Below are 23,497 nucleotides of genomic sequence, written 5' to 3' on the forward strand. Positions count from 1 at the left end.
TTCGGGGAGGAATGAGGGTGCGGTCTGGACGTGCTGGCGGCGCGCAAGGGAGAAGCGGGACCCCGGGGTGACGAAAGAGGGGGGCGGCCTCGGCGTTGGCTCTACAGCCTGACCGAAAACGGCTTCATCGATCGTTGCGGCCGATGATCTGTGCGGTGCCGTCGGGGGCGATCGAGATGATATAGGCGGCCTTCGCGGCTTCGATCTTGCCGCCGCAATTGGCGCGCCACACGGGCTTGCCGTCCTGATCGGGCAGGCGATCGGAGGACGTAACCCTTTGGCAGGTCAGATTGGCATCCTCGATCGCGCGATAGAAGACGCCGTTGCGCTGGGCATCGTTGAGCGCGAGCACCTTGGCCGTGGCGTTGTCCGCCTCGGCGACATTGCCCGCGACATTTGCTTCGGCGTTTGCCGCCTCGTCACTGTTGACGTTGGTGACGTTGCGCTCGGCTTCCGGCGCAATGCCGCCGCATCCGGCGAGCGCGACGGCAGCCAGAGCGGGCAGGATCATCGTGCGCATATTCACTCCTCTACTTGCCGGTTCCCGGTTCAATGCCGGGCCGTAACCAAGGTTCCTCAACGTTCATAAGCCTTGGGCAGCGCACCCTCGCCGGGCTTCCAATAGCGATCGCGCAGGCGCGACTGGCGGCTGGAGAGCGGCTGTTCGACGCCGTCGATGATGACGCTGACGGCATTGGTGCCGATTTCGAGCGGATCGCCATCCCAGATCACGACATCGCCCCGGCGGCCCACGCGGAGCGAGCCATAATCCGCACCCATCCCCATGACCTCGGCAGGCCTGGAGCTGATCGCCGCGAATGCCGCGCCCCAATCCAGCCCCGAAGCACCGGGGATGCGGCCAAGCGCGACGAGATTGCCGGCATATTGCTTCACCCAGCGCGCCTGGCGGGCTTCGTCCTGCCCCAGCGTGCCGATCCCGACGAGCACGCCCGCCGCCTGCATCCGGCCGATATTGGACTGGGTGGCGGCAAGCTTTTCGAACGAGGAAGGCAGATCGCTGAGCGCATTGGCCATCACCGGCACGCCTGCCGCCGCGATCTCCCGCGCGACCATCCACCCTTCCGCCGCGCCGACCAGCACGAGCTTGAGCGCGGGGAATTCGCGCTTGAGGCCAAGGACGACAAGGATATCCGACGCGCGCTCGACATGGACGAGCAACGGCATGGTGCCGCGAAGCACCGGGACCAGCGCCTCCGCATCGGCGCGGGTGAGCAGCGAATCCTTTCCGCGATCAAGGAAGCTTGCCGGTGCGCGCTGATATGCCGCGACTTCGAACAGGGCGTTTCGGAACATGGCGATCGCCGCAGGGCGGCTGCCGCCCGCAGCGCGGCCACCGTCTTCGCCATATTCCATAAACTGGAAGGCGCGCGGACGCGACACGGCATTGGCATCGCTGGCGAGATCGATCACCGCGCCCTGCCCCGCAAAGATCGAGCCGCTGCTGTTTTCCGGCGCGACGACGGCGCGGGTAACGCCCTCTGCCCGGTTGATCGCGATCGGCGTGCTGCGCGGATTGACCGCGGGCGCCACATCGAGCGCGGCGTGGAAGGGCGAGCTGCCCGCCGACGCATCGTTGGTGGTGCTGACCGCATCGACTTCGACAATGCCCATGCGGGTGAAGCCGGCGAAGATGCCGGGCGAGACCCATTTGCCGCCCGCATCGATCACGGGAATGCCCGCCGGCACCGCCACCCCTGCCCCGGCAGCGACGACGCGGCCGTCGCGGATGACGACGGTGCCGCCGTCGAGCGGCTGGCCGCCATCGCCGATGACAAGCTTTGCGTTGGTGATCGCCACGTTCTGGGCAGCGGCGGGCGCGGCAAGGCCGAGCGTGGTGGCGGCGGCGAGAAGGAGTGCGCGCTTCATCACTTCACATCCCCTTCGCCCGGCTGGCCAAGCTCGAAATCGGATACCGGCCGCTTTCGCGGATCATTGGCATCATAGAGCAAGGCGCCATCGACCCAGACCATCTGCGGGCGGGTGTACACACTGTAGGGATTGCCGTTCCACAGCACGACATCGGCCATCTTGCCGGGCTTCAGGCTGCCGGTGCGATCGTCGATGCCGAGCGCCTTTGCAGGATTGATCGCGAGCCATTTCCACGCGGCTTCCTCGCTGATCGCGAAACCGCCCTTCAAGCCGGCGGCGCGCGCCTTGGCTACTTCCTGATTGAGCCGCTGGATGCCGTTTTCGTCATCCGAATGGATCATCGCGCAGGCGCCTTCCTTATCCAGGATGGCGAGGTTTTCGCTGACCGCGTCATAGGCTTCCATCTTGAAGCCGTACCAATCGGCCCAGACCGCTGCGCAGGCACCGTTCGCCTTGAGCAGATCGGCGATCTTGTACGCTTCGATCGCGTGGTGGAACGCCGTGACCTTGTAGCCAAACTCCTTGGCCATATCCATGACGATGGCCATCTCGTCGGCGCGGTAGCAATGGTTGTGGACGAGGATCTCGCCGTCGAGCACGCCGCGCAGCGTATCCATCGCCATGTCGCGCGAGGGGGGCTCGCCGCCCTTTTCCTCATATTTGTCCCAGCGGCGCTTATATTCCTGCGCGCGCGCCCAGGTCTGGCGATCGACCGCGATATTGCCCATGCGGGTGGAGGGCGCGCGGCCCTTTCCGCCATAGACGCGCTTGGGGTTCTCACCGCACGCCATCTTCAGACCGTAAGGCGCCTGGGGGAACTTCATCGCCTGCATCGTGCGGGCGTAGACGTTCTTGAGTGTGACCGAGCGGCCGCCGAACAGGTTCGCCGAGCCGGGCAGGACCTGGAGCGTGGTGACGCCGCCATTGGCAAGCGCGCGGCCAAAGCCGGGATCCTGCGGCCAGACGCTATGTTCTGCCCAAACTTCCGACGTGACGGGCGAGGTCGCTTCGTTGCCGTCCGAATGCGCCTGGACGCCGGGCGAAGGATAATCGCCGAGATGGCTGTGCACGTCGATCACGCCGGGGGTGAGATACTTGCCGGTGCCGTCGATCACCGTGACGCCCGGCTCCGCGGCCAGATCCTTGCCCAATGCGACGATCTTGCCGTCACGGAACAGGACCGAGCCGTTATCGATCCGTCCCCCTTCGCCATCGAAGATCGTCACATGCGTGACGAGCGTCGGCGCGCCGGGATAGGCGCGATAGGTGGAGGGATAGGGATCGTGATCATAGCCCTTCCCCTTGCCGGGGCCCGAGGGGGCGGGATCCGAAGCGGCCGTCTGCGCCTTGCCGCCATTCGCGGCGCACGCCGAAAGCGCAACCGCGGCGCCCAGGAGGAGGGTCGTTCGTATCAAGCTGGATTCCCTTCACAAACGCTTGCGCTCGTTACGGCGCTGTAGCGGATTGATCGCGCCGCCGGAACGCTTTGGCAAGATGCAGCCATATTGGCGAGGTTTCCGGCATAAAGGCATTAGACTTTGCCATTCTGGGTACTTAGCGTGGCTCTCCGAGAGAGGGCGGTGCATTGACGGTGGCTGCGGGGAATTGGCCGGTTGGCAGGAAGGCTGCGGCGGGCTTTGCCGCCCTGGCCAGCCTTGGCAGCATCCTCGCTTTCTCGGGCTGGGTTCTCGACGCCCCGCTGCTGCGATCGTTCGGCCTCGTCCATATGCCGGCGTTTCCGCTGACCGCGATCGGCTTTCTCTTCCTGTCGCTCGGCTTCGTCGCGGTGATAGGCGGCGAGACCAAGGCCGCCCGCCTGCTGTGGGTGGGGCCGATTGCGATCGGCTGCACCGCGCTCGTGCAGAACCTGACCGGCACCGATCTGGGCGTGGATCTGCTGCTCTTCGGCGATTCGGTTCGCGATTATGCACATCTGCATCCCGGGCGGCCGGGCGCGACGCCGACGACGATCTTCCTGCTGCTGGGTGCCGCGGCATGGGTTTCGAGCACCAGGCGCTGGCAGCGCGACGAAATCGCCAGCGCGATGGCGAGCGCCGTGCTGGCGATAGGCTCCGCCACGGCGGTGGTGATCCTGTTCACCACACCGGAAGAGCCGCACTCCCAGCTATACCGGATTTCCGCGCCGACCGCGTTGATCTCGCTGTGCCTGATCGTCGCATATGTGCTGTGGCAGCGCGGCTTTGGCTGGCCGAAGCTGATCGGATCCAACCGCGCCGAATCGCGATTGCTGCGGGTGATGCTGCCTGCAGCGTTGCTGATCCCGCTGATCCCGGCGCTGCTGGGCGCCACGCTGGAGATGATGGACCTGTCGTCGCGGCTGTCGACCAGGCTCATCGTGATGCTGTCGAACATCGCGCTGGTGGGGCTGATCGCCTATTGGGCGGTGCGGCGCGTCGCGCGCGACCAGCAGGCGCTGATCGAAACGGTGGAGGCGCTGCGTGCCAGCGAGACCCGGCTGGCCACCGCCACTTCCGCCGCCGAACTGGGCGTGTTCGAATGGAATGCGGCGAGCGGCCGCATCAGCTGGTCGCCCGGCACCGAAGAGCGCCTGGGGCTGGCGCCCGGCTCCATGCCGGACTTCGACAGCTGGGCGGGGCTGATCGAGCCCGAGGATTTCGAGGCTGCGGCGGCGGCGCTGGCGGAAGCCGCGGCCCAGCACAGCGACCGCTTCGCCTATCGCTACCGGTTTCGCACGAAGAATGGCGATGTGCGGGTCGTGCAGGGAGCGTCGCACATCTTCTACAACGATGCGGGCGAGCTGACGCGCACCGTGGGCGTGCTGGTCAACGTGACCGAACAGGAGGAACGCGAAGCCGCGCTGCGCGGTCGCGAGGCGCAGCTGCGCTCGATCCTGGACACGGTGCCCGACGCCATGGTCGTGGTCGATGAGGATGGGCTGATCCGCCAGTTCAGCGCGACGGCCGAGGCGCTGTGGGGCTATCGCGCCGAAGAGGTGATCGGCCAGCACAACAGCGTCCTCGCGCCCAAGGACCAGATCACCCAAACCAGCGCGAAGCTGGCCGAATTGATCAACAATCAGCAAAGCGGCGCGACGATCCCCGCCGAGGGCGAGGCGGCCGATGGCAGGCGCTTCCCGCTGGAGCTGCGCGCGGGGCTGGCGCGCGTCGAGGGAAAGCTGCTGCTGACGATATTCGCGCGCGACCTGAGCGAGCAGGTCGCTACCGAGGAGCGGCTGAGCCACCTGAATGCCGAGCTGGCGCATGTCGCGCGCCTGAGCGCGATGAGCGAGCTGGCAGCCGATCTGGCGCACGAGCTAAACCAGCCGCTGAGCGCCGCGACCAATTTCCTGGCCGCGGCGCAGGTGCTTACCGACCGCGGCGCGGATATCGAGCGGATCGGCGAACTGCTGGGCATGGCGAACACCCAGACGCTGCGCGCGGGCGAGATAATCCGGCGGCTGCGCGCGTTCATGGCGCGCGGCGAAGTCGAAAGCCGACCGGAATCGGTGCCGCAGACGCTGCGCGAGGCAGTGGAACTGATTCTGGTCGGCACCGGCCGGCTCCACATCCAGGTGATATATGATCTCGATCCGGAGGCGGAATGGATGCTGGCGGACCGCGTCCAAGTCCAGCAGGTCTTAGTCAATTTATTGCGCAACTCTGTTTATGTTCTGCGTAACGTGGAGACGAGCGCGCGCCAGATCACATTGCGATCGCGCAAGGTGGCGGGCAATATGGTAGAAATCGAGATCGCCGATACCGGACCGGGGATTCCGGAATCACTTGTCAATCAACTATTCTCGAGATTTACCACAACGAAGAGCGAAAGGGGCGGAATGGGCATTGGTCTTTCGATCAGTAAGCGTATCATCGAAGCACATGGCGGCGAGCTGAAAGCAGATAATCGGCCGGAAGGGGGGGCATCCTTCCGTTTCACTGTACCTGCGTTCGAGGAGGTGGAAGCATGACCAAGACCATCTACATCGTTGACGACGACGACGCGGTCCGCGCCTCGCTCCACACCCTGCTGTCAGTGCAATCCGACATGATCATACGCGGCTTCCGATCGGGCGACGCATTTCTGGCGGAGATGCCCGATCTCGACCCCGGCGTGCTGCTGCTCGACTTCCATATGCCGGGTTCAACCGGCCTGGACGTGCTCACCCGGCTGAATCGCGACGTGAAGTTCGTGCCCATCATCCTGACCGGCCAGGGCAATGTCAGCCTGGCGGTGCAGGCGATGAAGGCCGGCGCGCTCGACTTCGTCGAGAAGCCCTATGACGCACGCACGCTGATGGACGTCATCGACCATGCCTTTGCCCAATTGGAGCAAGGCGGCGAGGCGGAAGCGCGCGCGCAGGCGGCGCGCGCGAAGATCGCCACGCTTTCCCCGCGCGAAGCCGATACGCTGAGGGGCCTGATCGAAGGGCGATCGAACAAGGTGATCGCCTATGAACTCGATATCAGCCCGCGCACCGTGGAGATCTACCGCGCCAATCTGATGGAGAAGTTGCAGGTCCGCAGCCTTTCGGAAGCGCTTCGCATCGCTTTCGCTGCGGGGATGCTGCCGAACCTTTAGCCCCTTCCATCGTGCAAGGGGGGGAAGCCGGTTTGCCGCAGTCTGGAGTCGTTTTGCCGTGAGGGTGCAGGCCGAACGACTCTAGCCCGGCAGCGCCGGATCGTTCAGCGGGCGGCATCCAGGGTCTGCCATTCGGGGAGCAGCGCTTCCAGCGCCGCCGCCCCTGCGCGCTCGATATGAACGAGATGAGGGTATTTGCCCGCGGGCGGAGCTTCAGGCGAGATAAGCACCAGCCGGGCCCAGCGCGGATCGGCGGCAAGCGCCGCGACGCCGCCTTCATGGCTGCTCACCGCAGCTTCGTCCGCGATCAGAACCATCGGCCGGCTGCCGTAGCGGGCAAGCCGGGGATCGCTGAGATTATCGGCGGTCAGCATGTCCGCCCCCGCCATTGAGAGGCGGGCGACAAGCGTAGTGCGGAGTCCGGTTTCGCTGACAATGACAACGAGGAGAAAGGGTGCCGAGGCCACGAAGCATCCGGTGTTTAGGGAGCTCGAACAATAGGAGCGAGCCGACCGCCGCACGCCTACGGAATTCTCCGGAAGCTCCGTCTCTATGAGGGACTCCCGTGACTTGTCACGCGGGCCTGCTAAAGGGGTGCATGGGCATCATCGTCGCGATCGAAGGGGCCGACGGGGTCGGCAAGAACACCACGTCCAACGGGCTGTGCGCCGCGCTCAACGCCGCGGGCCGCAAGGCGGAGGTGATCGGCTTCCCCCGCTATGGCGAGACCGTCGCGGGCGTGACGATCGGGCGCTATCTGGCCGGGGACATGCCGGTGAAGGTGACGCCGCACGCCGCCGCCACCCTCTATGCGCTGGACCGGTTCGAATGGCGCGAGGCCATCCTGGCGGCGGCGGCGGCCAATGACGTGCTGATCTTCGATCGCTATGTCGCGTCGAACATGGCCTATCAGGGCGCGCGCGTGCCCGCCGAGGAAAGCCGCGCGCTGATGGAATGGATCCTGGCGCTGGAGACCGGGCAGTTCGCCCTGCCCGCCCCTACCCTCTCACTCTATCTCGATACGCCGTGGGAACTCGCCAAGGCGATGATCCTGCAAAAGGCCGAACGCAGCTATACCGCCAAAAGCTATGACGAATATGAAGCGGATGTCGCGCTCCAGCAGCGCGTGCGCGCCAATTATGAAGCGATCGTCGAGGTGGGTCTGCTCGGCCCGTGGCGAATTGTGCGCGCGAGCGAAGGCGGCGCGATGCGCCCGCCCCAGGCAATTGTCGCCGAAATAATCGACCACCTCGCCACCCTGGGCTGATTAGCGCTAACATCCGCACAGACGCTTGACACCGCCCTCCTGCGCAAGCACATGGTAGCGCTATCAAAAGGCGATTGGGGCAGAGGAACTTGAAGGCGTCTCCGGCGGACATACTGCCTGCGGATCATGCGCAGGCGATTCTGGTGGGCCGTATCCAGACGGATGCCGGCCCCAGCCCCGTCGTGCTGCGCGGCGGACAGCTATTCGACGTCTCACGGAGCGCCCCGACCGTGGCCGATCTGCTCGAACGCGGCGATGCCGCGACGGTCCCCGGCGAAATGGTATGCGCCGCCGACGCGATCGGCAGCGAGAACGGACCGCAACTGCTCGCACCGATCGACCTGCAGTGCATCAAGGCGTGCGGCGTGACTTTCGCGCTCTCGGCGATCGAGCGGGTGATCGAGGAACGCGCGCGCGGCGATTCCGCCCGCGCCAACGCGATTCGCGGCGAGCTGGAGGCCAAGGTCGGCTCGATCCGCTCGGTCGTGCCCGGCAGCGAGGAAGCCGCGAAGCTCAAGGCCGCGCTGATCGAAGCCGGGATGTGGTCGCAATATCTGGAAGTCGCGATCGGCCCGGATGCCGAAGTGTTCACCAAGGCGCCGGTCCTTTCGGCCATGGGCTGGGGCGCCGATATCGGCGTGCGTTCGGACAGCGACTGGAACAATCCCGAGCCCGAGGTCGTGCTCGTCGTCGATCGCCACGGAAACCCTCGCGGCGCGATGCTGGGCAATGACGTGAACCTGCGCGATTTCGAGGGGCGCAGCGCGCTGCTGCTCGGCAAGGCCAAGGACAATAACGCCTCGACCTCGCTGGGGCCGTTCATCCGCCTGTTCGACGATCATTTCACGATGGACGATGTGCGATCCGCCGAGATCGACCTGACCATCGACGGGCCCGAGGGCTACCGGCTCGAGGGCACGAACAAGATGAGCCAGATCAGCCGCGATCCGACCGATCTGGTGCGGCAGACGCTGAGCGAGCATCAGTATCCGGACGGCTTTGCACTGTTCCTCGGCACGCTGTTCGCCCCGATCCAGGACCGCGACCATCCGGGCCGCGGCTTCACGCACAAGGACGGCGACGTCGTCCGCATTTCCACGCCGAAGCTCGGCAGCCTGACCAACCGCGTGACCACGTCCAAGGCCGCTCCTCCATGGGAGTTCGGCATCCGTGACCTGATGCGCAACCTCGCCGGCCGCGGCCTCCTTTGACCGCCCGCGCCCTCCCTTTCTCCAAGGTATATTCGTTCCATGTCTGAAGCCGATCCTACCCAGACCACCCTCACGCGCGACCAGCGCGCGGTCTATCCCAGCCTGAAGGGCAAGCGCGTGCTGATCACCGGCGGGGGATCTGGCATTGGCGCGGGCTTGGTCGAGGGGTTTGTCCGCCAGGGTGCCGACGTGACCTTTTTCGACATCGCCAAGGAAGATTCTCAGGCGCTGGTGACAAGGCTGTCTGGGGCGCACCAGCCGAAGTTCGAGCATTGCGACCTGACCGATATCAAGACCGTGCAGGCAGTGATCGCGCGGCTGATCGAGGCGAATGGCGCGTTCGATGTGCTGATCAACAACGCCGCCAATGACGACCGGCACACGATCGAGGAAGTGACCGAGGAATATTGGGACAACCGCCTCAACACCAATTTGAAGCATCTGTTCTTCTGCGCCCAGGCGGTGATCCCGGGGATGAAGGCCAAGGGCGGCGGCGTGATCGTCAATCTGGGTTCGATTTCCTGGCATTTGGCGCTGAGCGAACTGACGCTCTACCAGACCGCCAAGGCCGCGATCGAGGGCCTGACCCGCAGCTTCGCGCGCGAATTGGGACCGGACAATATCCGTTCGGTGTGCATCGTGCCGGGCAATGTGAAAACGCCTCGCCAGATGATGTGGTACACCCCCGAAGGCGAGGCGGAAATCGTGGCTGCGCAGTGCATGAAGGGCCGTTTGGTGCCCGACGATATCGCCGCGATGGCGCTGTTCCTGGCTTCCGACGATGCGCGACTGGTGACCGGTCATGAGTTCTTCGTGGACGCGGGCTGGCGCTGAGGATGGGCGTGGTGCGTTCCGAGCCGGTCAGCGTCTGGCAGCTCGGCGCGCCGCTGCTCGAAGGGCCGGTCTGGGTGGAGCGCGACCAGGCGCTGTGGTTCGTCGATATCAAGGGACGCAAGGTCCATCGCTACGACCCCGCCAATGGCGATCGGCGTAGCTGGGACGCGCCCGATCAGGTGGGTTTCGTCGCGCCGATCGAGGGCGGCGGCTTTGTCGCGGGCCTGAAGACGGGGCTGGCGCGGTTCGATCCGGCGGATGGAAGCTTTACGCATCTGGTGGACCCCGAGCCGCACCTGCCCGGCAACCGGCTGAACGACGCCACGGTGGATCCGGAAGGCCGGCTTTGGTTCGGAACGATGGACGATGCCGAGGCGGCGGACAGCGGCACGATCTACCAGCTGGCGGGAGATGGGAGCTGCGTCGCATCGAGCCCGCTGGTCTCGATCACCAACGGCCCGGCGGTGAGCCCGGACGGGCGGACGCTCTATCATATCGATACGCTGGGCGGCGTGGTCTTCGCATGCGACCTGGACGCGGACGGCGCGCTGACCGGCCGGCGCGAATTTGCGCGTATCCCCAATGCGGAAGGCTATCCGGACGGGCCGACAGTGGACAGCGAAGGCTGTGTCTGGGTGGGGCTGTACAAGGGTTCGGTGGTGCGGCGCTATTCGCCTTCGGGGGAATTGCTGGAAGTGGTGCGCTTTCCGGTGGACGCGATCACCAAGATCGCCTTTGGCGGGCCGGAGCTGAAGACCGTGTACGCGACCACCGCCGCCAAGCATCTCTCGGCGGAGGAAAAGGCGGCGATGCCGGGCGCGGGGGACTTGTTTGCGTTCGAGGTGAGCGTGCCCGGCCTGCCGGGGCATCTGGTGCGCGCGGGGGTTTAGGGGCGTTCCCTCCTGTCACCCGGGCGGAGCCGGAGTGACGGAGTTCATGCGCATCACCCCCAGGCGGGACAAGACGGTTCAGCCGTAAATGCCACTGGCGAGCGACCGCACCGCCGCGCATATCCGCTCCCATCCGGCATCGTCCAGCGCGACGCCCATGAACGCGCCGCTCGCCGCCCCGGCCAGCACAAGATTCTGGACGCCTGCGATCAGCACCGCATTGGCGGCGGGCGCATCCACGCCAGGAGGCGGCACGAGATCGCCGCGCTCTCGGGCGATCCACGCCATCATCGCCCTGCCCCGCGCCGCCGCGAACCGCTTTACCAGCAGCGATTCCTCGGCGACTTCCCAGGCGAGAATACGCTGCGCGAGGCGATTGGCGCGCAGCGCGCCGAGATAAGCGAGCGCGAGGCGGGTCATCAGTTCGGCATAGCTTGTGGCGGGCGTACCTTCGGGCGCGGCCAACGCCTCCTCAAGCCAGGCGGCCATTTCCGCGCCGATCGCTTCGGCCAGGCCGTCCAGCCCCTCATGATAGCGATAGATGAGCTGCTTGTCGCAGCCCGCGGCGCGGGCGATCGCGTTGACGCCCCATCCCGCGAATCCCTGTTCGGCCAGCACCGTCTTTGCGGCTTCGAGGATCGTATCGGCGGTGCGGCTACGGTCCCGCTGCTTTTCTCGCTTGTCCATTACCCCCTGTAACTCACTGATTCCCGGACTTCCAGTAATTTTATCACTGCGCGGTGACTTTTTTGCTTGCGCAAGTCACCGGTCAGGGATATTTGCGTTGTCACCATATAGGGACAAAGGGAAATTCATCATGCGCTCGACCAAGCTTCTCGGCGGTGCCGCGATCCTGCTCGCCATTGCGTTCAACGTGCCGTTCTCGATCCTCGCATCGATCTACGACTATCCGGACATTCTGCGCCGCTCGGCAGGCGAAGCGCTCGACAAGTTCGCCGCTGGCGGGCCTGCATTGATCCTGACCTGGTATGGCTTCGCGCTGGCGGCCATGGCGCTGGTGCCGACGACCATCGCGCTTTCGGTGACGCGCGAGCGGATCGCCAGCCGCCCTGCCCTCGCCATCGGCGCTGCAGTCGCCGGAGCGCTGGCGGGCCTGACCCAGGCGATCGGCCTGTTGCGCTGGGTGTTCGTGATCCCCGGCCTGGCGCGCGCCCATGCCAGCGGTGCGCCGGAAGCGCAGGCGGCGGCGGAGCGGGCCTTCGAGCTGCTCAACGCCTATGGCGGTGTCGCCATGGGCGAACATCTAGGCCAGTTGCTGACCGCATTGTTCGTAGGCCAGCTCGCCGCGCTGCAATTTGGCGAACGCGCCCGGATCACCGCCGGCATCGGCTTCGCAACCGCGCTCACCCTGGTCGCCGGTACCGGCGAAGGCCTGGCGCTGTCGCTCGGCGCAGATGGCAGCGGCTTCGCCATGGCGACGATCGCCGGGTTCATGGGGCTGACGCTGTGGCTGATCGCGACGGGGATCGCGCTGATCCGCCAGCGCTGACCAAGCGGGGTTTCAAGCGGTCTCCGGCTGCAGATCCGGGCCGAGGCGGAGAGGCGTGCCGGGGCGAAGCTTGCATGTCACCAGCTTGCCCCCATAGGCAAATGTGCGCTCGACGGGATGGCTGGCGGTGAGCGTCAGGCCGGCCAGCCCCTTATCGCGCCACACAAGATCGGCGGTGATGCCGCCGCGCAGGCGCAGGCCGGTCACCGATCCGCTCGGCCAGGCGTCCGGCAGCGCCGGGAGCCATTCGGTGCGCTGCGGCTGATCGTGGACCAGCATTTCGATCACGCCAGCCGCGCCGCCGAAATTGCCATCGATCTGGAAGGGCGGATGGGCGTCGAACAGATTAGGGTAGGTGCGATCGGGGCCAAGCAGCTTGCGCAGCACGAGATGCGCGCGCGCCCCATTGCCCAGCCGCGCCCAGAGGTTGATCCGCCAGCCAAGGCCCCAGCCGGTCGCGTCGTCGCCGCGAATCTCCAGCGACCGCGCCGCTGCGCGCAGCAATTCGGGGGTATCGCGGTGGATCGCGTGCCCCGGATGCACGGCGTAGAGATGCGAAACATGGCGGTGCTGGATCTCGGGGACGTCCATGTCCCAATCCTCCAGCCATTCCTGCAACTGCCCCGCTTTGCCGATGCGATCGGCGGGAAGGCTCGCAGCGGCGGCGCGCATCTGCGCCTGAAGCGTGGGATCACGCTTCAGGAGCGCGGCGCATTCGGCGGTGTTCGCGAACAGTTCGCGCAGGATCTGGCGGTCCATGGCCGGCCCCGCGCAGATGCTCACCCCGGGATGATGCGCGTTTTCCGGCGAGATCGAAGGGCTGGTGACGAGGCCCGATCCATCAGGATGCTCGACCAGCGTATCCAGAAAGAACAACGCCGCCCCGCGCATCAGCGGATAGATGCGCTCCAGCAGCGCGGGATCGCGCGAATAATCCCAGCGGTCCCACAGATGCTTGCACAGCCACGCGCCGCCCGTGGGCCATAGCCCCCAAAACGCCCCGTCGATCGGGGCGGAGGCGCGCCACAGATCGGTGTTGTGATGCGCCACCCAGCCGCGCGCGCCGTACATGGTCGTCGCCGTGCGCGCGCCGCTTTCCGCCAGATCCTCGATCATCGCGATCAGCGGCTCGACGCATTCGCCCAGCCCCATCGGCTCGGCGGGCCAATAGTTCATCTGGGTGTTGATGTTGATCGTGTATTTGGAGTCCCAGGGCGGCGTATCGCTGTCATTCCACAGCCCCTGGAGGTTCGCGGGTTGCGAACCCGGCCGCGAGCAGGAAATCAGCAGGTAGCGGGAATATTGGACATAGAGCGCCGCGAGATGCGGATCGCCGCGCCCGTCATGACTGTAGCGGACGCGCTCGTCGGTGGGCGTGCCCGGTGCCGGATCGGCTCCAAGATCGAGATCGAAACCACGAAACAGCCGGCGATGCCCGGCGAGATGCCGGCTACGCAGCGCCGCGAGCCCCCGTGCCGCGGCACCATCCAGATCGCGCCGCGCCGCGCCCAGCGCATCGCCATCGGTATGCCGCCAGTCGCGATAACTGGTCCGCGCCGCGATCAGCAGCGTGATCCGCGACGCGCCGGTCACCCGGACCGCTTCGCCTTCCACCTCGATCCGCCCGCCCTCGGCGATCACCCGGACGCCCAGCGCAAAGCGGAGCGCCCCCGCTACGCCGCGCGCCTCGCGATTATTGCCCTCGGCCCAGAGCGTATCGCCCTCCACCCGCGCCGCGCGTGACAAAGCGATCCGCGCCGACAGCGGCACTCCGCCCTCGCTGACGATGCTGTGGACCAGCACCTGATCGGCGGCGGAGGCGTAGCTTTCGCGGGTGTAGCGCGCCCCGCCCGCCTGCCAGCGGCTGGTGACGGTCGCGGCGTCGAGGTCGAGCCAGCGGCGATAGTCGTCCGGCCGTGCCTGCCCGTCCAGCGCGATGCGCAGCTCGCCCAAAGTCTGATAGGGCATCTGCTGCAGCGGCCGCGCCATCAGGTCGCGATCGGCCAGCGCCTGCGCTTCGGCATGGCGACCCTGCCAGATCAGCGCGCGGACCTGCTCCAGCGCCGCCTTCGCTTCGGGCCGCGCGGGGTCATAGGGGCCGCCCGCCCAGAAGCTGCCTTCGTTGAGCTGGATCCGCTCCTCGCCAATGCCGCCATAGAGCATCGCGCCCAGCCGCCCGGTGCCGATCGGGAGCGCCTCGACCCAGCGGGTGGCGGGCTGGCGATACCAGAGCGACCAAAGCGGAAAAACCTCCGGCGCAGCATCGGTGGCATGGGCAAGCGGCCCGGCCAGCAGCCCGGCCGATAGCCCCGCGCCCAGCGCGCCCCGTCGCGTCAGCCGCATCTTGCCCCCTTAGTGGTTGTGGCGCGGCACCTTCTCGCTGGTCTTGCGATATTTGAGCGCGAATTCGAGCACGCCGCCCTCGCCCAGCTGGTTGGTCTTTTCGCGGTACAGCTCTTCCCAGGGCGTCTGGCTCTCCGGGATCGGCGGCGCGGGCTCGCCCTTGCGGCGCTGGATCTCGTCCGCGTCGACCAACGCGTTGCAGGTGCCGGCGTTCAGATCGATGCGGATCACGTCGCCGGTGTGCAGCCATGCCAGTCCGCCGCCCGCCGCGCTTTCGGGCGATGCGTTGAGGATCGAGGGGCTGTCCGACGTGCCCGATTGGCGGCCATCGCCGAGCGTCGGCAGGCTCATGATGCCGGCCTGGATCAGATGATCGGGCGGCTGCATGTTGACGACTTCCGCCGATCCCGGCCAGCCGAGCGGGCCGGAGCCGCGGATCACCAGGATGCAATTCTCGTCGATGCCCAATGCGGGATCGTTGATCCGGTGATGGTAATCGTCCGATCCGTCGAACACGATCGCGCGCCCTTCGAACACGCCCTCATCCCCCGGCCGCGCGAGATAGCGGGCGCGGAAATCCTCCGAGATCACACTGGTCTTCATGATCGCCTGATCGAACAGATTGCCCGAGAGGACGAGGAAACCGGCTTTCTCCATCAGCGGCGCGTGCCACGGGTAGATCACCTCGCGGTCGGTGGCCGTGCGGCCCGCGACATTCTCGGCCAGCGAATTGCCGGTCACGGTCATCACGCTGCCGTCGATATGTCCGCCCTCGATCATCTCGCTGATCACGGCGGGGATGCCGCCCGCGCGGTGGAAGCGCTCGGACAGGAATTTGCCCGCGGGCTGCATGTTGACCAGCAGCGGCAGATCATAGCCCTGCATCCAGTCCGCCGGAGTGATCTCGATGCCGGCATGTGCGGCCATCGCGATCAGATGCGGCTGGGCGTTGGTCGATCCCCCGATCGCGGTGAGCAGGTTGATCGCGTTGAGGAAATTCTGGCGGGTGACGATCCTGGACGGGCGCAGATCCTCATAGGCCATGTCGACGATGCGGCGGCCGGTCTCATAGGCCATCTGCCCGCGCTCGCGGTACGGCGCCGGGATCATCGCGCAGCCGGGCAGCGACATGCCCAGCCCTTCGGCGATGCTGTTCATCGTCGATGCGGTGCCCATCGTGTTGCAATGGCCGGCGGAAGGCGCGCTGTCCGTGGCGCGGCGCAGGAACTCGGCCTCGTCGATCTCGCCCGCCGCCATCTTGCGGCGGCTGCGCCAGATCACCGTGCCCGATCCAACCAGTTCGCCCTCATGCCAGCCGTCAAGCATCGGCCCGCCCGACAGGACGATCGCAGGGATGTCCACGGTGAACGCCGCCATCAGCGAGCTTGGCGTGGTCTTGTCGCAGCCCGTGGTCAGCACCACCGCGTCGATCGGATAGCCGTTGAGGATCTCGACCAGCCCCAGATAGGCAAGGTTGCGGTCCAGCGCGGCGGTCGGCCGGCGGCAATTCTCGAAGATCGGATGGAGCGGGAATTCCATCGGCACGCCGCCCGCCGCGATGATGCCTTCGCGGGCGCGCTTCACCGTCTCGAGATGGATGCGGTTGCACGGCGCGATATCGCTGCCCGATTGGGCGATGCCGATGATCGGCTTGCCCGATTGCAGCTCGGCCGGCGTGATCCCGTAATTCATGAAGCGCTCGAGATAGAGCGCTGCCATATCGCTGCGACCGGGAGCGGCGAACCATTCGCGCGAGCGGAATGGGCGGACGGGCGTACGGCTGGTCATGGCATTCTCTCAATTCCTCCCCCGGAGGGGGAGGGGGACCGCGCTCAAAGAGCGGGGTGGAGGGGTAGTCTCCACAAGATAGATGGTTCGTTTGTGGAGACTACCCCTCCACCCGGTTCCCTGGTCCCCCTCCCCCTCTCAGGGGAGGAAGTCGGGACATTATCCCTGCATTTCTTCCAGTTCCTTGCCCTTGGTCTCGTTGATGAACGAGCGGACGAGGAAGATGCTGATCACCGCCGAGACGGTGTAGAGCGCATAGGTGCCGGTGAGCCCCAGCGCATCGGGATCGGACATTGCGGGGAAGCTTTGCACCACCGCATAGTTCGCGCCCCACTGCGCCAAGCCCGCAACCGCCAACGCCGAGCCGCGCATCTGGTTCGGGAACATCTCGCCCAGCATCACCCACATCACCGGGCCCCAGCTGAAGTTGAAGAAGATGACGTAGAGGTTTGCGGCGACCAGCGCGGTGTAGCCAGCGGTCTCGTTCAGAAGCAGGTTGCCGGCAGAATCGGTGCCCGCGCCGCTGAACGCCCAGGTCATCGCGCCGAGCGTCGCGGCCATGCCGACCGAGCCGATGATCAGCAGCGGCTTGCGGCCGATCTTGTCGATCACCAGCAGCGCAGCGAACACCGCGGCGATCGAAACCGCGCCCGAGATGATGTTGCGCTCCAGCGCCACTTCTTCGGAAACGCCCGCCAGCTTCCACAGTGTTTCGCCATAATAGAAGATGATGTTGATGCCGACGAACTGCTGGAAGGTCGCCAGCATGATGCCGGCCCAGACGATCGGGCGGAAGATCGTGCCCTTTGCCGCCACGTCGCGGAAGCTGGGGCGATGGTCCTGCGAGAAGCTGGCGCGGATGTCGCCGATCTTGCGCTCCGCCTCGCTCGCGCCGAACAGGTTGGTCAGCACCCGGCGCGCTTCATCTTCGCGGCCCTTGCTCACCAGATAGCGCGGGCTTTCCGGGATGAAGAACAAGGCGACGAGGAAGACGATCGCAGGCACCGCCTGCGCCAGATACATCCAGCGCCAGGCGTGGATACCGCCCAACTCGCCGAGCGAACCGCCCGCATTCTTCGCCACGAAATAATTGACGACGAACGCGGCGGTGAGCCCGGTGATGATCATCACCTGCTGCACCGTGGTAAGCCGCCCGCGGATCTTCGCCGGCGCGACTTCGGAGATGTAGAGCGGCGAGAGCACGCTTGCCGCGCCCACCGCCATGCCGCCCGCAAAGCGCGCCGCGACAAAAAACTCGTGCACGCCGGTGATGCCCTGGATGAGCGCACCCGCGACGAACAGGATCGCAGCGACGATCATCACGGTGCGGCGGCCGACGACATCGGCAAGACGCCCGGCGAAGAAAGCGCCGACCGCGCACCCGATCAGCAGCGAGCCGACCGTGAAGCCGAGCCCGTTGGCCGTCAGCTTGAATTCCTCGGTAAGCCCCGTCTGGGTGCCGTTCACCGCGCCACTGTCATAGCCGAACAGCAAGCCGCCGATCGTCGCCACCGCGACGATGGCCATGACGAGGGCCATATTGGTCCTCTCCGCCGTCTGATTCATGGAACTTCCCCTCCTTGCCGCCACGATTCCCGTGGTGTGTTAGCGGTAACGGTGGCCCGGACGCGGAGGAAAAGCAAGCGTTGTCAGCGTCGTTTTGCGGCCTTTGCAGCGGTCTTGCCGGGAGCGGGTGCGGCGCCGGGCGGCGGGCCGGAGGATTCGCGCAGGATCATCTCATGATCGAGCACCTGCTCCTCGAGCTTGCCGCCGCCGGCCCCGCGCCGCTCACGCAGGCGGGCCAGCAGCAGATTGAGCGCCGATTCGGCCATCGCGGCGATCGGCTGGCGCACGGTGGTGAGTTCGGGCCAGATCGTGGTAGCGAGCGAGGTATCGTCGAAGCCGACGATGCTGAGATCCTGCGGCACATGCAGGCCACGGCGATGCGCGACGCCGACAGCGGCGGCGGCCATATCGTCATTCGACGCGAAGATCGCGGTGGGCGGATCGTCACGATCGAGCAGACGCTCGGTGGCGACGATGCCCGAGCGGAAGGTGAAATAGCCCTGCTCCACCGCCATCGACTTAATATCGAGTCCCGCATTCTCGCACGCCGCGACGAAGCCGCGATAGCGCTCGGCCGAAGACGTCTGGTTGGGATTGCCGCGGATGAAGCCGATCTTGCGGTGGCCAAGGTCGAGCAGATGCTGCGTCATCGCCGATGCGGCGGCGAAATCATCGATGCGGACATTGAGGCTGCGCGCGGGCGGCAGGCCCATCGCGACCGATACCCAGGGGATGCCGGCGGCTTCGAGTTCCGCGCGAACCGGCGCGGCCTCCGAAAGCGGCGGCGGGAGGATCACGCCCTCCACCGACGTCGACACGAACTGGCGGGTCGCCTCGGCCTGCTCGTCGGCGCGCTCGCCCTCGCAGGATTCGAGCACCAGATGGCAGCCCGCCTTGCGCGCGGCGGCGAGCGCACCGATCAGGAATTGCGAGAGATACGCCGCGGACGGGTTCGAATAGAGCAAGCCGATCTGCGTCGCCTCGCCCGCGGCCAGGCTGCGCGCCGCGCTGTTGGGCGAATAATTGAGCTTCTCGATCGCCGCGAGCACCGCGACGCGCGTGGTCTCACGCACATTGGCGCCGCCATTGACCACGCGGGAAACCGTCATGGCCGACACTCCCGCTGCGCGGGCGACATCCTGCACGGTGACCGTGCCTCTACTTCTACGGCTGGGTCTGCTCATAGATCGCGGGATAGGCGCGCGATGTTACGTATGCAATCCCGTAACAATCCCGGTTCACGGTTGACCGTTCCGAGTCCGCATCTATAGTTGATAGCGCTACCACGAACCGCGAGACAGCGCCGCAGCGCTGCGCATCAGGAGAGACAAATGCGCCTTTTCAACCGCTTGCCTATGGCCGCCCTCGCGGCGCTGAGCGCCACCGCGCTGACGCCGTTCGTCGCGACCCCCGCTTTCGCGCAAAGCAAGGCGGACAAGCCGGTGTACAAGGATGCGTCCCAGCCCGTTGAAGCGCGCGTCGAGGATCTGCTCAAGCGCATGACGCTGGAAGAAAAGGTCCAGCAGATGGTCGCGATCTGGCTGGCCAAGGACAAGATCCAGACGGCCGATGGCGAATTCGATCCGGTGAAGGCGAGCCAGAACTTCCCGCACGGGCTGGGCCAGATATCGCGCCCCTATGACCGTCGCGCGATCACGCAGGGGCCGGCGGCGGGCGCCGCGCCGGGCACAATCAATCGCGGGCCGGAAGATACCGCGCGCTACATCAACGCCGCGCAGAAATGGGCGGTCGAACAGACGCGGCTGGGCATTCCGCTGATCATGCATGAGGAAGCGCTGCACGGCTATGTCGCGCCCGGCGCGACCAGCTTCCCCCAGGCGATCGCCCTCGCCTCCACCTGGAACCCCAAGCTTCAGGAAAAGATCTTCTCCGTGGCCGCGCGCGAGATGCGTGCGCGCGGCGCCAATCTGGCGCTGGCCCCCGTGGTCGACGTCGCGCGCGATCCGCGCTGGGGCCGGATCGAGGAGACGTACGGCGAGGATCCGTATCTGGTCGGCGAGATGGGGCTGGCGGCGATTCGCGGCTTTCAGGGCACCACCCTGCCGCTCGCCAAGGACAAGGTCTATGTGACGCTCAAGCACATGACCGGGCACGGTCAGCCGGAAAGCGGCACCAATATCGGCCCGGCGACGGTTTCGGAGCGGACGCTGCGCGAAGTCTTCTTCCCGCCCTTCGAGCGCGCGGTGACCGAGCTGCCGGTGATGTCGGTGATGCCTTCCTACAACGAGATTGACGGCATCCCCAGCCACGCCAATCGCTGGCTGCTGCACGATGTGCTGCGCAAGGAATGGGGCTTCACCGGCGTGGTGCTGAGCGACTATTTCGCGATCCGCGAGCTCAACACGCGGCACCATCTGTTCGACAATCTGGGCGACGCCGCAGTGCGCGCGCTCGACGCGACGGTGGATTTCGAGACGCCCGACGGCGAAGCCTATGCGCTGCTGCCGCAACTGGTGCGTGAAGGGCGGGTGGACATCGCCCAGATCGATGAATCGGTGCGCCGCATCCTGCGCCTGAAGTTCAACGCCGGCTTGTTCGAAAACCCCTATGTCGATGCCAAGGCAGCGGCGAAGAAGACCGAGACGCCCGATGCGATCGCGCTGGCCCGCGAGGCGGCGCGCGAGGCGATCGTGCTCCTCAAGAACAGCAACAACCTGCTCCCGCTCGACGCCAGCAAGATCAAGCGGATGGCCGTAATCGGCACGCATGCGAACGATACGCCGATCGGCGGCTATTCGGACATCCCGCGCCACGTGGTGAGCGTGCTCGAAGGCATGAAGGCCGAGGGCAAGGGCAAGTTCGAGGTCGATTTCGCCGAGGGCGTGAGGCTGACCACGCACCGCATCTGGGCGCAGGACGACGTTACTTTGGTGGATGACGTCACCAACGACAAGTTGCGCGCGGAAGCGCTGGAAGTGGCGAAGAATGCCGATGTGATCTTCCTGGTGCTGGGCGACAATGAAGCGCTCAGCCGCGAGGCGTGGGCCGACAACCATCTCGGCGACCGCAACTCGCTGGAGCTGATCGGTCCGCAGAACCAGCTTGCCAAGGAATTGCTCGCGCTCGGCAAGCCGGTCGTCGTGCTCCTGCTCAACGGACGGCCGCTGGCGGTGAAGTATCTGGCCGAGAATGCACCTGCGCTGATCGAAGGCTGGTATTTGGGCCAGGAGACCGGCAACGCGGTGGCCGATGTGGTGTTTGGCCGCGCCAATCCGGGCGGCAAGCTGCCGGTGACGATCGCCCGCGACGTGGGCCAGGTTCCGATCTTCTACAACCACAAGCCGAGCGCACGCCGCGGCTATTTGTTTGCCGAGACCAGCCCGCTCTTCCCGTTCGGCTATGGCCTGTCCTACACGACGTTCGACATTGCAGCGCCGGTGCTCGCGACGCCGACGATCGGGCGGTACAACAATGTGAAGGTCAGCGTGGACGTGACCAACACGGGCACCCGCGCGGGCGACGAAGTGGTGCAGCTTTACGTGCGCGACGACCTGGCGAGCGTCACCCGGCCGGTGAAGGAGCTAAAGCGCTTCGAGCGCGTGACGCTCCAGCCCGGCGAGAAGAAGACCGTCCAGTTCGAGCTCACCCCGCGCGACCTTTCGCTGTGGAATGTCGACATGAAGCGCGTGGTGGAGCCGGGCACGTTCACGATTTCGTCAGGCCCGGACTCGGTCAAGCTGAAGAGCACGACGCTGACGGTGAAATAGCAGTCGTCACCCCGGCGAAAGCCGGGGTCTCCTGCGACTACGGATGCCCTTCTTGGCCTGAGGTCCGGCCTTTCGCCGGGACGACGGCTATGGCTTTTCGCTGTCCGCCCAGGCGGCGACCCAGAAGAGCGGGGCGTTCCAGTTTATCGCGACTTCGTTGAGCGCATAAGCGTGGATGTTATCGGCCCAGCAGGTCTGGGGCGCACATTGCCCCTTCATCTTTGCGGCGATCGCATCGGACATGTTTGTCGAGTTGGGTCCGCCCGAGAGCGCGCCCGGCGGCGGGCCGGGGAGCTTGGGGTCGAGCGATGGCGCCCAGAAGCGGTGATGCGGATGCTGCATCGATAGCGCGCCATAGCCGCTGACATAGGACACGTTCATCGGATTGCGGCCGAGCACGTAATCCAGCGCGGCGATCACGCCGGCGCGGTACTTGGCATTGCCCGTCAGATCGTGCGCGGTGGCGAGGATCATCGCGCGGTTCAGCACGCTGGAGTTCGAGCCCCAGGGATAGTCCTTCGCGATATAGGGCACCGCATAGCCGTTGCCCTGTGCGTCCGTGAGGAACCGATCGGCGGCGGCGATCACCGATGCCTGCAGACGCTTCACCTCCGCAGCGGGAAGCAAGGCAGGCCGCGTGGCGAGGAGCAAGGTGCCCAGACTCGCCGTGCTGGGCCATGCCGGCTCGCGGACATCGTCGCGAAAATGGCGTGAGCGCTGGACCGCCTGCGCATATTGGTCTTCGCCGGTGGTCACGAGCAATTCGGCGGCGGCCCAATAGAATTCGTCCGACACGTCCCGGTCGCCATAGCCGCCGCTGCCGGTGAAGCTGTTCGTCGCCAGCACTTCCGGGTTGCGCAGCGCGGCGGCCCAGGCGCGCTGCGCCGCGCTCAGGCAACGGGCGGCGAAGGCATCGTCGATGCCCTTCCACAGCCGCGCGCATTGCGCCGCGACGGCGGCCAGATTGAGCGTGGCGGCAGTGGTGGGTGGATAAAGCAGGCGCTCTTCCGGATCGTCCTGCGGAGGCATCGGAAGCTTGGTCCAGTTGCGATCGGCGACCTTCTGGAGCGCCATGCCGCCCGCGTTGATCTCCGCGAAATCAGCGGGCGTCGCGGTCCAGGGATTCTGCCCGGGCGCCAGCGGCTTGAACGGGCCGACGGGAACGCGGACCTTCTGCCCATCGGGCAACTGCATCCGCAGCATCCATTCCATCTCGTAGCGCGCCTCATCGAGCAGATCGCTTGCGCCATTGCCCGCCTCGGGGATCTTCAGCGACTTGTCCGGAAAGGCGTCCGGCCGCCGCTCATAGGCGTTGAGCAGGGTCCACAGCGTGATGCCGCCATTGACGACATATTTGCCGTGATCGCCCGCGTCGTACCACCCGCCGCGCACGTTGATCCCATAACCGCATGCGGGCCATTCGATGCCGCGATCATCCTTGCCGGTGAAGCACTTCGCCAATTCCGTGGCGTGGCCCGCGGGGCGTGCCCATTTCTCTCCCACGAAGCGCGCCTCGATCGGAACGCCCGCACGCTGATGGTAGAAGAAGGCGAGCGCATCCGTTGCCAACGGCTTGTAGATGCCCGGGCGAATATCGAACCGCTCGCTCTCAGACCCGGCGACGATCAGGCGATAGCCCTTGCCCGTGCCCCGGTACGCACTGAAATCGACGCGCTGGATGTATTTGCCGCCGGATGCGGGATCGTCGCCATAGAGCGTCGCCCTGCCCTCCAGCACCGTTTTCCCGCTCGCATCCACGAGCTTCCAGGCCAGCGGAACATCGCTGCCATGAACGATCGCGACCTTGGCATCACCGGGTTCGAAGCCAAGCTGATTCAGGTGCACCGGCAGCGGCGGCGGAATGACAGCGCTGACAAGCAAGGGGGCGGCGAAGAGGAGTAGGCGCATGA

Annotated in this window: 18 protein-coding genes; 8 read left to right on the forward strand and 10 right to left on the reverse strand. The window is 66.1% G+C overall.

All coding sequences use genetic code 11. The annotated features are described in order from the left end of the window. Positions 1-124: 124 nt before the first annotated feature. From SSO01S_RS06085 to SSO01S_RS06095, 3 genes are read right to left on the reverse strand one after another with little or no spacing between them, the layout of a single operon-like run. Positions 125-520 carry a hypothetical protein gene (locus SSO01S_RS06085; protein WP_066796793.1) on the reverse strand — a complete coding sequence of 132 codons (396 nt, stop codon included), beginning with the start codon at positions 518-520 and terminating at the stop codon, positions 125-127. A 56-nt stretch (positions 521-576) separates the two neighbouring features. Beyond that, a complete protein-coding gene (locus SSO01S_RS06090) occupies positions 577-1,887 on the reverse strand; it encodes an amidohydrolase family protein (RefSeq protein ID WP_066797672.1) in 1,311 nt (436 codons plus the stop codon). Next, the gene (locus SSO01S_RS06095; RefSeq protein WP_066796796.1) at positions 1,887-3,305 is read right to left on the reverse strand and encodes an amidohydrolase; all 1,419 of its coding nucleotides are present in this window, start codon (positions 3,303-3,305) and stop codon (positions 1,887-1,889) included. The genes SSO01S_RS06090 and SSO01S_RS06095 overlap by 1 nt, the downstream gene beginning before the upstream one ends. Positions 3,306-3,481: 176 nt before the next feature. Between SSO01S_RS06095 and SSO01S_RS06100 the strand changes: the two genes are divergently transcribed. Beyond that, complete coding sequence (locus SSO01S_RS06100; protein WP_066796805.1) at positions 3,482-5,839, forward strand: PAS domain-containing sensor histidine kinase; 2,358 nt, start codon at positions 3,482-3,484, stop codon at positions 5,837-5,839. Continuing rightward, complete coding sequence (locus SSO01S_RS06105) at positions 5,836-6,450, forward strand: response regulator transcription factor (RefSeq protein WP_066796808.1); 615 nt, start codon at positions 5,836-5,838, stop codon at positions 6,448-6,450. The genes SSO01S_RS06100 and SSO01S_RS06105 overlap by 4 nt, the downstream gene beginning before the upstream one ends. Positions 6,451-6,554: 104 nt before the next feature. Here SSO01S_RS06105 and SSO01S_RS06110 read toward each other — a convergent pair whose 3' ends face one another. Further along, entirely contained in the window at positions 6,555-6,824 is a 270-nt protein-coding gene (locus SSO01S_RS06110; protein ID WP_157073668.1) for a hypothetical protein, read from the reverse strand. 224 nt (positions 6,825-7,048) lie between these two features. Here SSO01S_RS06110 and SSO01S_RS06115 point away from each other — a divergent pair, with 224 nt between their 5' ends. The 4 genes from SSO01S_RS06115 to SSO01S_RS06130 all read left to right on the forward strand — a co-directional run bounded on the left by SSO01S_RS06115 (position 7,049) and on the right by SSO01S_RS06130 (position 10,652). After that, the gene (locus tag SSO01S_RS06115) at positions 7,049-7,717 is read left to right on the forward strand and encodes a nucleoside/nucleotide kinase family protein (RefSeq protein ID WP_066796814.1); all 669 of its coding nucleotides are present in this window, start codon (positions 7,049-7,051) and stop codon (positions 7,715-7,717) included. 89 nt (positions 7,718-7,806) lie between these two features. Further along, on the forward strand, positions 7,807-8,928 hold the full coding sequence (locus tag SSO01S_RS06120) for a fumarylacetoacetate hydrolase family protein (protein WP_066796817.1): 1,122 nt from the start codon (positions 7,807-7,809) through the stop codon (positions 8,926-8,928). 39 nt (positions 8,929-8,967) lie between these two features. Next, the gene (gene xylB, locus SSO01S_RS06125) at positions 8,968-9,762 is read left to right on the forward strand and encodes a D-xylose 1-dehydrogenase (protein ID WP_066796820.1); all 795 of its coding nucleotides are present in this window, start codon (positions 8,968-8,970) and stop codon (positions 9,760-9,762) included. Between the two features lie 2 nt (positions 9,763-9,764). Then, positions 9,765-10,652, forward strand: coding sequence for an SMP-30/gluconolactonase/LRE family protein (locus SSO01S_RS06130; RefSeq protein WP_066796823.1), 888 nt, complete (start codon positions 9,765-9,767; stop codon positions 10,650-10,652). A 78-nt stretch (positions 10,653-10,730) separates the two neighbouring features. On the opposite strand, the gene SSO01S_RS06135 is transcribed toward SSO01S_RS06130, so the two are convergent. Continuing rightward, positions 10,731-11,339 (reverse strand): TetR/AcrR family transcriptional regulator, encoded by a 609-nt coding sequence (locus SSO01S_RS06135; RefSeq protein WP_066796825.1) that lies wholly within the window; start codon positions 11,337-11,339, stop codon positions 10,731-10,733. A 130-nt stretch (positions 11,340-11,469) separates the two neighbouring features. Here SSO01S_RS06135 and SSO01S_RS06140 point away from each other — a divergent pair, with 130 nt between their 5' ends. Next, a complete protein-coding gene (locus tag SSO01S_RS06140; RefSeq protein ID WP_066796827.1) occupies positions 11,470-12,162 on the forward strand; it encodes a DUF4386 family protein in 693 nt (230 codons plus the stop codon). Between the two features lie 12 nt (positions 12,163-12,174). Here the strand turns inward: SSO01S_RS06140 and SSO01S_RS06145 are convergent, their stop codons facing one another. The 4 genes from SSO01S_RS06145 to SSO01S_RS06160 all read right to left on the reverse strand — a co-directional run bounded on the left by SSO01S_RS06145 (position 12,175) and on the right by SSO01S_RS06160 (position 19,043). Beyond that, positions 12,175-14,505 carry a glycoside hydrolase family 95 protein gene (locus tag SSO01S_RS06145; RefSeq protein WP_083942883.1) on the reverse strand — a complete coding sequence of 777 codons (2,331 nt, stop codon included), beginning with the start codon at positions 14,503-14,505 and terminating at the stop codon, positions 12,175-12,177. Between the two features lie 9 nt (positions 14,506-14,514). Then, the gene (locus SSO01S_RS06150; protein ID WP_066796830.1) at positions 14,515-16,293 is read right to left on the reverse strand and encodes an IlvD/Edd family dehydratase; all 1,779 of its coding nucleotides are present in this window, start codon (positions 16,291-16,293) and stop codon (positions 14,515-14,517) included. Positions 16,294-16,452: 159 nt separating this feature from the next. Next, complete coding sequence (locus tag SSO01S_RS06155) at positions 16,453-17,859, reverse strand: sugar porter family MFS transporter (protein ID WP_066796833.1); 1,407 nt, start codon at positions 17,857-17,859, stop codon at positions 16,453-16,455. 83 nt (positions 17,860-17,942) lie between these two features. Next, positions 17,943-19,043 carry a LacI family DNA-binding transcriptional regulator gene (locus tag SSO01S_RS06160; RefSeq protein WP_066796836.1) on the reverse strand — a complete coding sequence of 367 codons (1,101 nt, stop codon included), beginning with the start codon at positions 19,041-19,043 and terminating at the stop codon, positions 17,943-17,945. Positions 19,044-19,190: 147 nt separating this feature from the next. On the opposite strand from SSO01S_RS06160, the gene SSO01S_RS06165 reads away from it, so the two are divergent. Beyond that, complete coding sequence (locus SSO01S_RS06165) at positions 19,191-21,587, forward strand: glycoside hydrolase family 3 N-terminal domain-containing protein (RefSeq protein WP_066796839.1); 2,397 nt, start codon at positions 19,191-19,193, stop codon at positions 21,585-21,587. Positions 21,588-21,674: 87 nt separating this feature from the next. Here the strand turns inward: SSO01S_RS06165 and SSO01S_RS06170 are convergent, their stop codons facing one another. After that, a complete protein-coding gene (locus SSO01S_RS06170) occupies positions 21,675-23,495 on the reverse strand; it encodes a glycoside hydrolase family 9 protein (protein WP_066796841.1) in 1,821 nt (606 codons plus the stop codon). Between the last annotated feature and the right edge of the window lie 2 nt (positions 23,496-23,497).

Source organism: Sphingomonas soli NBRC 100801, from assembly GCF_001591025.1.
In the GTDB taxonomy this organism is placed as follows: Bacteria; Pseudomonadota; Alphaproteobacteria; order Sphingomonadales; family Sphingomonadaceae; genus Sphingomonas; species Sphingomonas soli.

Coding starts and splice junctions, on each gene's coding strand:
- SSO01S_RS06085 (WP_066796793.1), bottom strand. CDS start 520: ATGCGCACGATGATCCTGCCCGCTCTGGCTGCCGTCGCGCTCGCCGGA.
- SSO01S_RS06090 (WP_066797672.1), bottom strand. CDS start 1,887: ATGAAGCGCGCACTCCTTCTCGCCGCCGCCACCACGCTCGGCCTTGCC.
- SSO01S_RS06105 (WP_066796808.1), top strand. CDS start 5,836: ATGACCAAGACCATCTACATCGTTGACGACGACGACGCGGTCCGCGCC.
- SSO01S_RS06110 (WP_157073668.1), bottom strand. CDS start 6,824: ATGCTGACCGCCGATAATCTCAGCGATCCCCGGCTTGCCCGCTACGGC.
- SSO01S_RS06115 (WP_066796814.1), top strand. CDS start 7,049: ATGGGCATCATCGTCGCGATCGAAGGGGCCGACGGGGTCGGCAAGAAC.
- xylB (WP_066796820.1), top strand. CDS start 8,968: ATGTCTGAAGCCGATCCTACCCAGACCACCCTCACGCGCGACCAGCGC.
- SSO01S_RS06130 (WP_066796823.1), top strand. CDS start 9,765: ATGGGCGTGGTGCGTTCCGAGCCGGTCAGCGTCTGGCAGCTCGGCGCG.
- SSO01S_RS06135 (WP_066796825.1), bottom strand. CDS start 11,339: ATGGACAAGCGAGAAAAGCAGCGGGACCGTAGCCGCACCGCCGATACG.
- SSO01S_RS06140 (WP_066796827.1), top strand. CDS start 11,470: ATGCGCTCGACCAAGCTTCTCGGCGGTGCCGCGATCCTGCTCGCCATT.
- SSO01S_RS06145 (WP_083942883.1), bottom strand. CDS start 14,505: ATGCGGCTGACGCGACGGGGCGCGCTGGGCGCGGGGCTATCGGCCGGG.
- SSO01S_RS06150 (WP_066796830.1), bottom strand. CDS start 16,293: ATGACCAGCCGTACGCCCGTCCGCCCATTCCGCTCGCGCGAATGGTTC.
- SSO01S_RS06155 (WP_066796833.1), bottom strand. CDS start 17,859: ATGAATCAGACGGCGGAGAGGACCAATATGGCCCTCGTCATGGCCATC.
- SSO01S_RS06160 (WP_066796836.1), bottom strand. CDS start 19,043: ATGAGCAGACCCAGCCGTAGAAGTAGAGGCACGGTCACCGTGCAGGAT.
- SSO01S_RS06165 (WP_066796839.1), top strand. CDS start 19,191: ATGCGCCTTTTCAACCGCTTGCCTATGGCCGCCCTCGCGGCGCTGAGC.
- SSO01S_RS06170 (WP_066796841.1), bottom strand. CDS start 23,495: ATGCGCCTACTCCTCTTCGCCGCCCCCTTGCTTGTCAGCGCTGTCATT.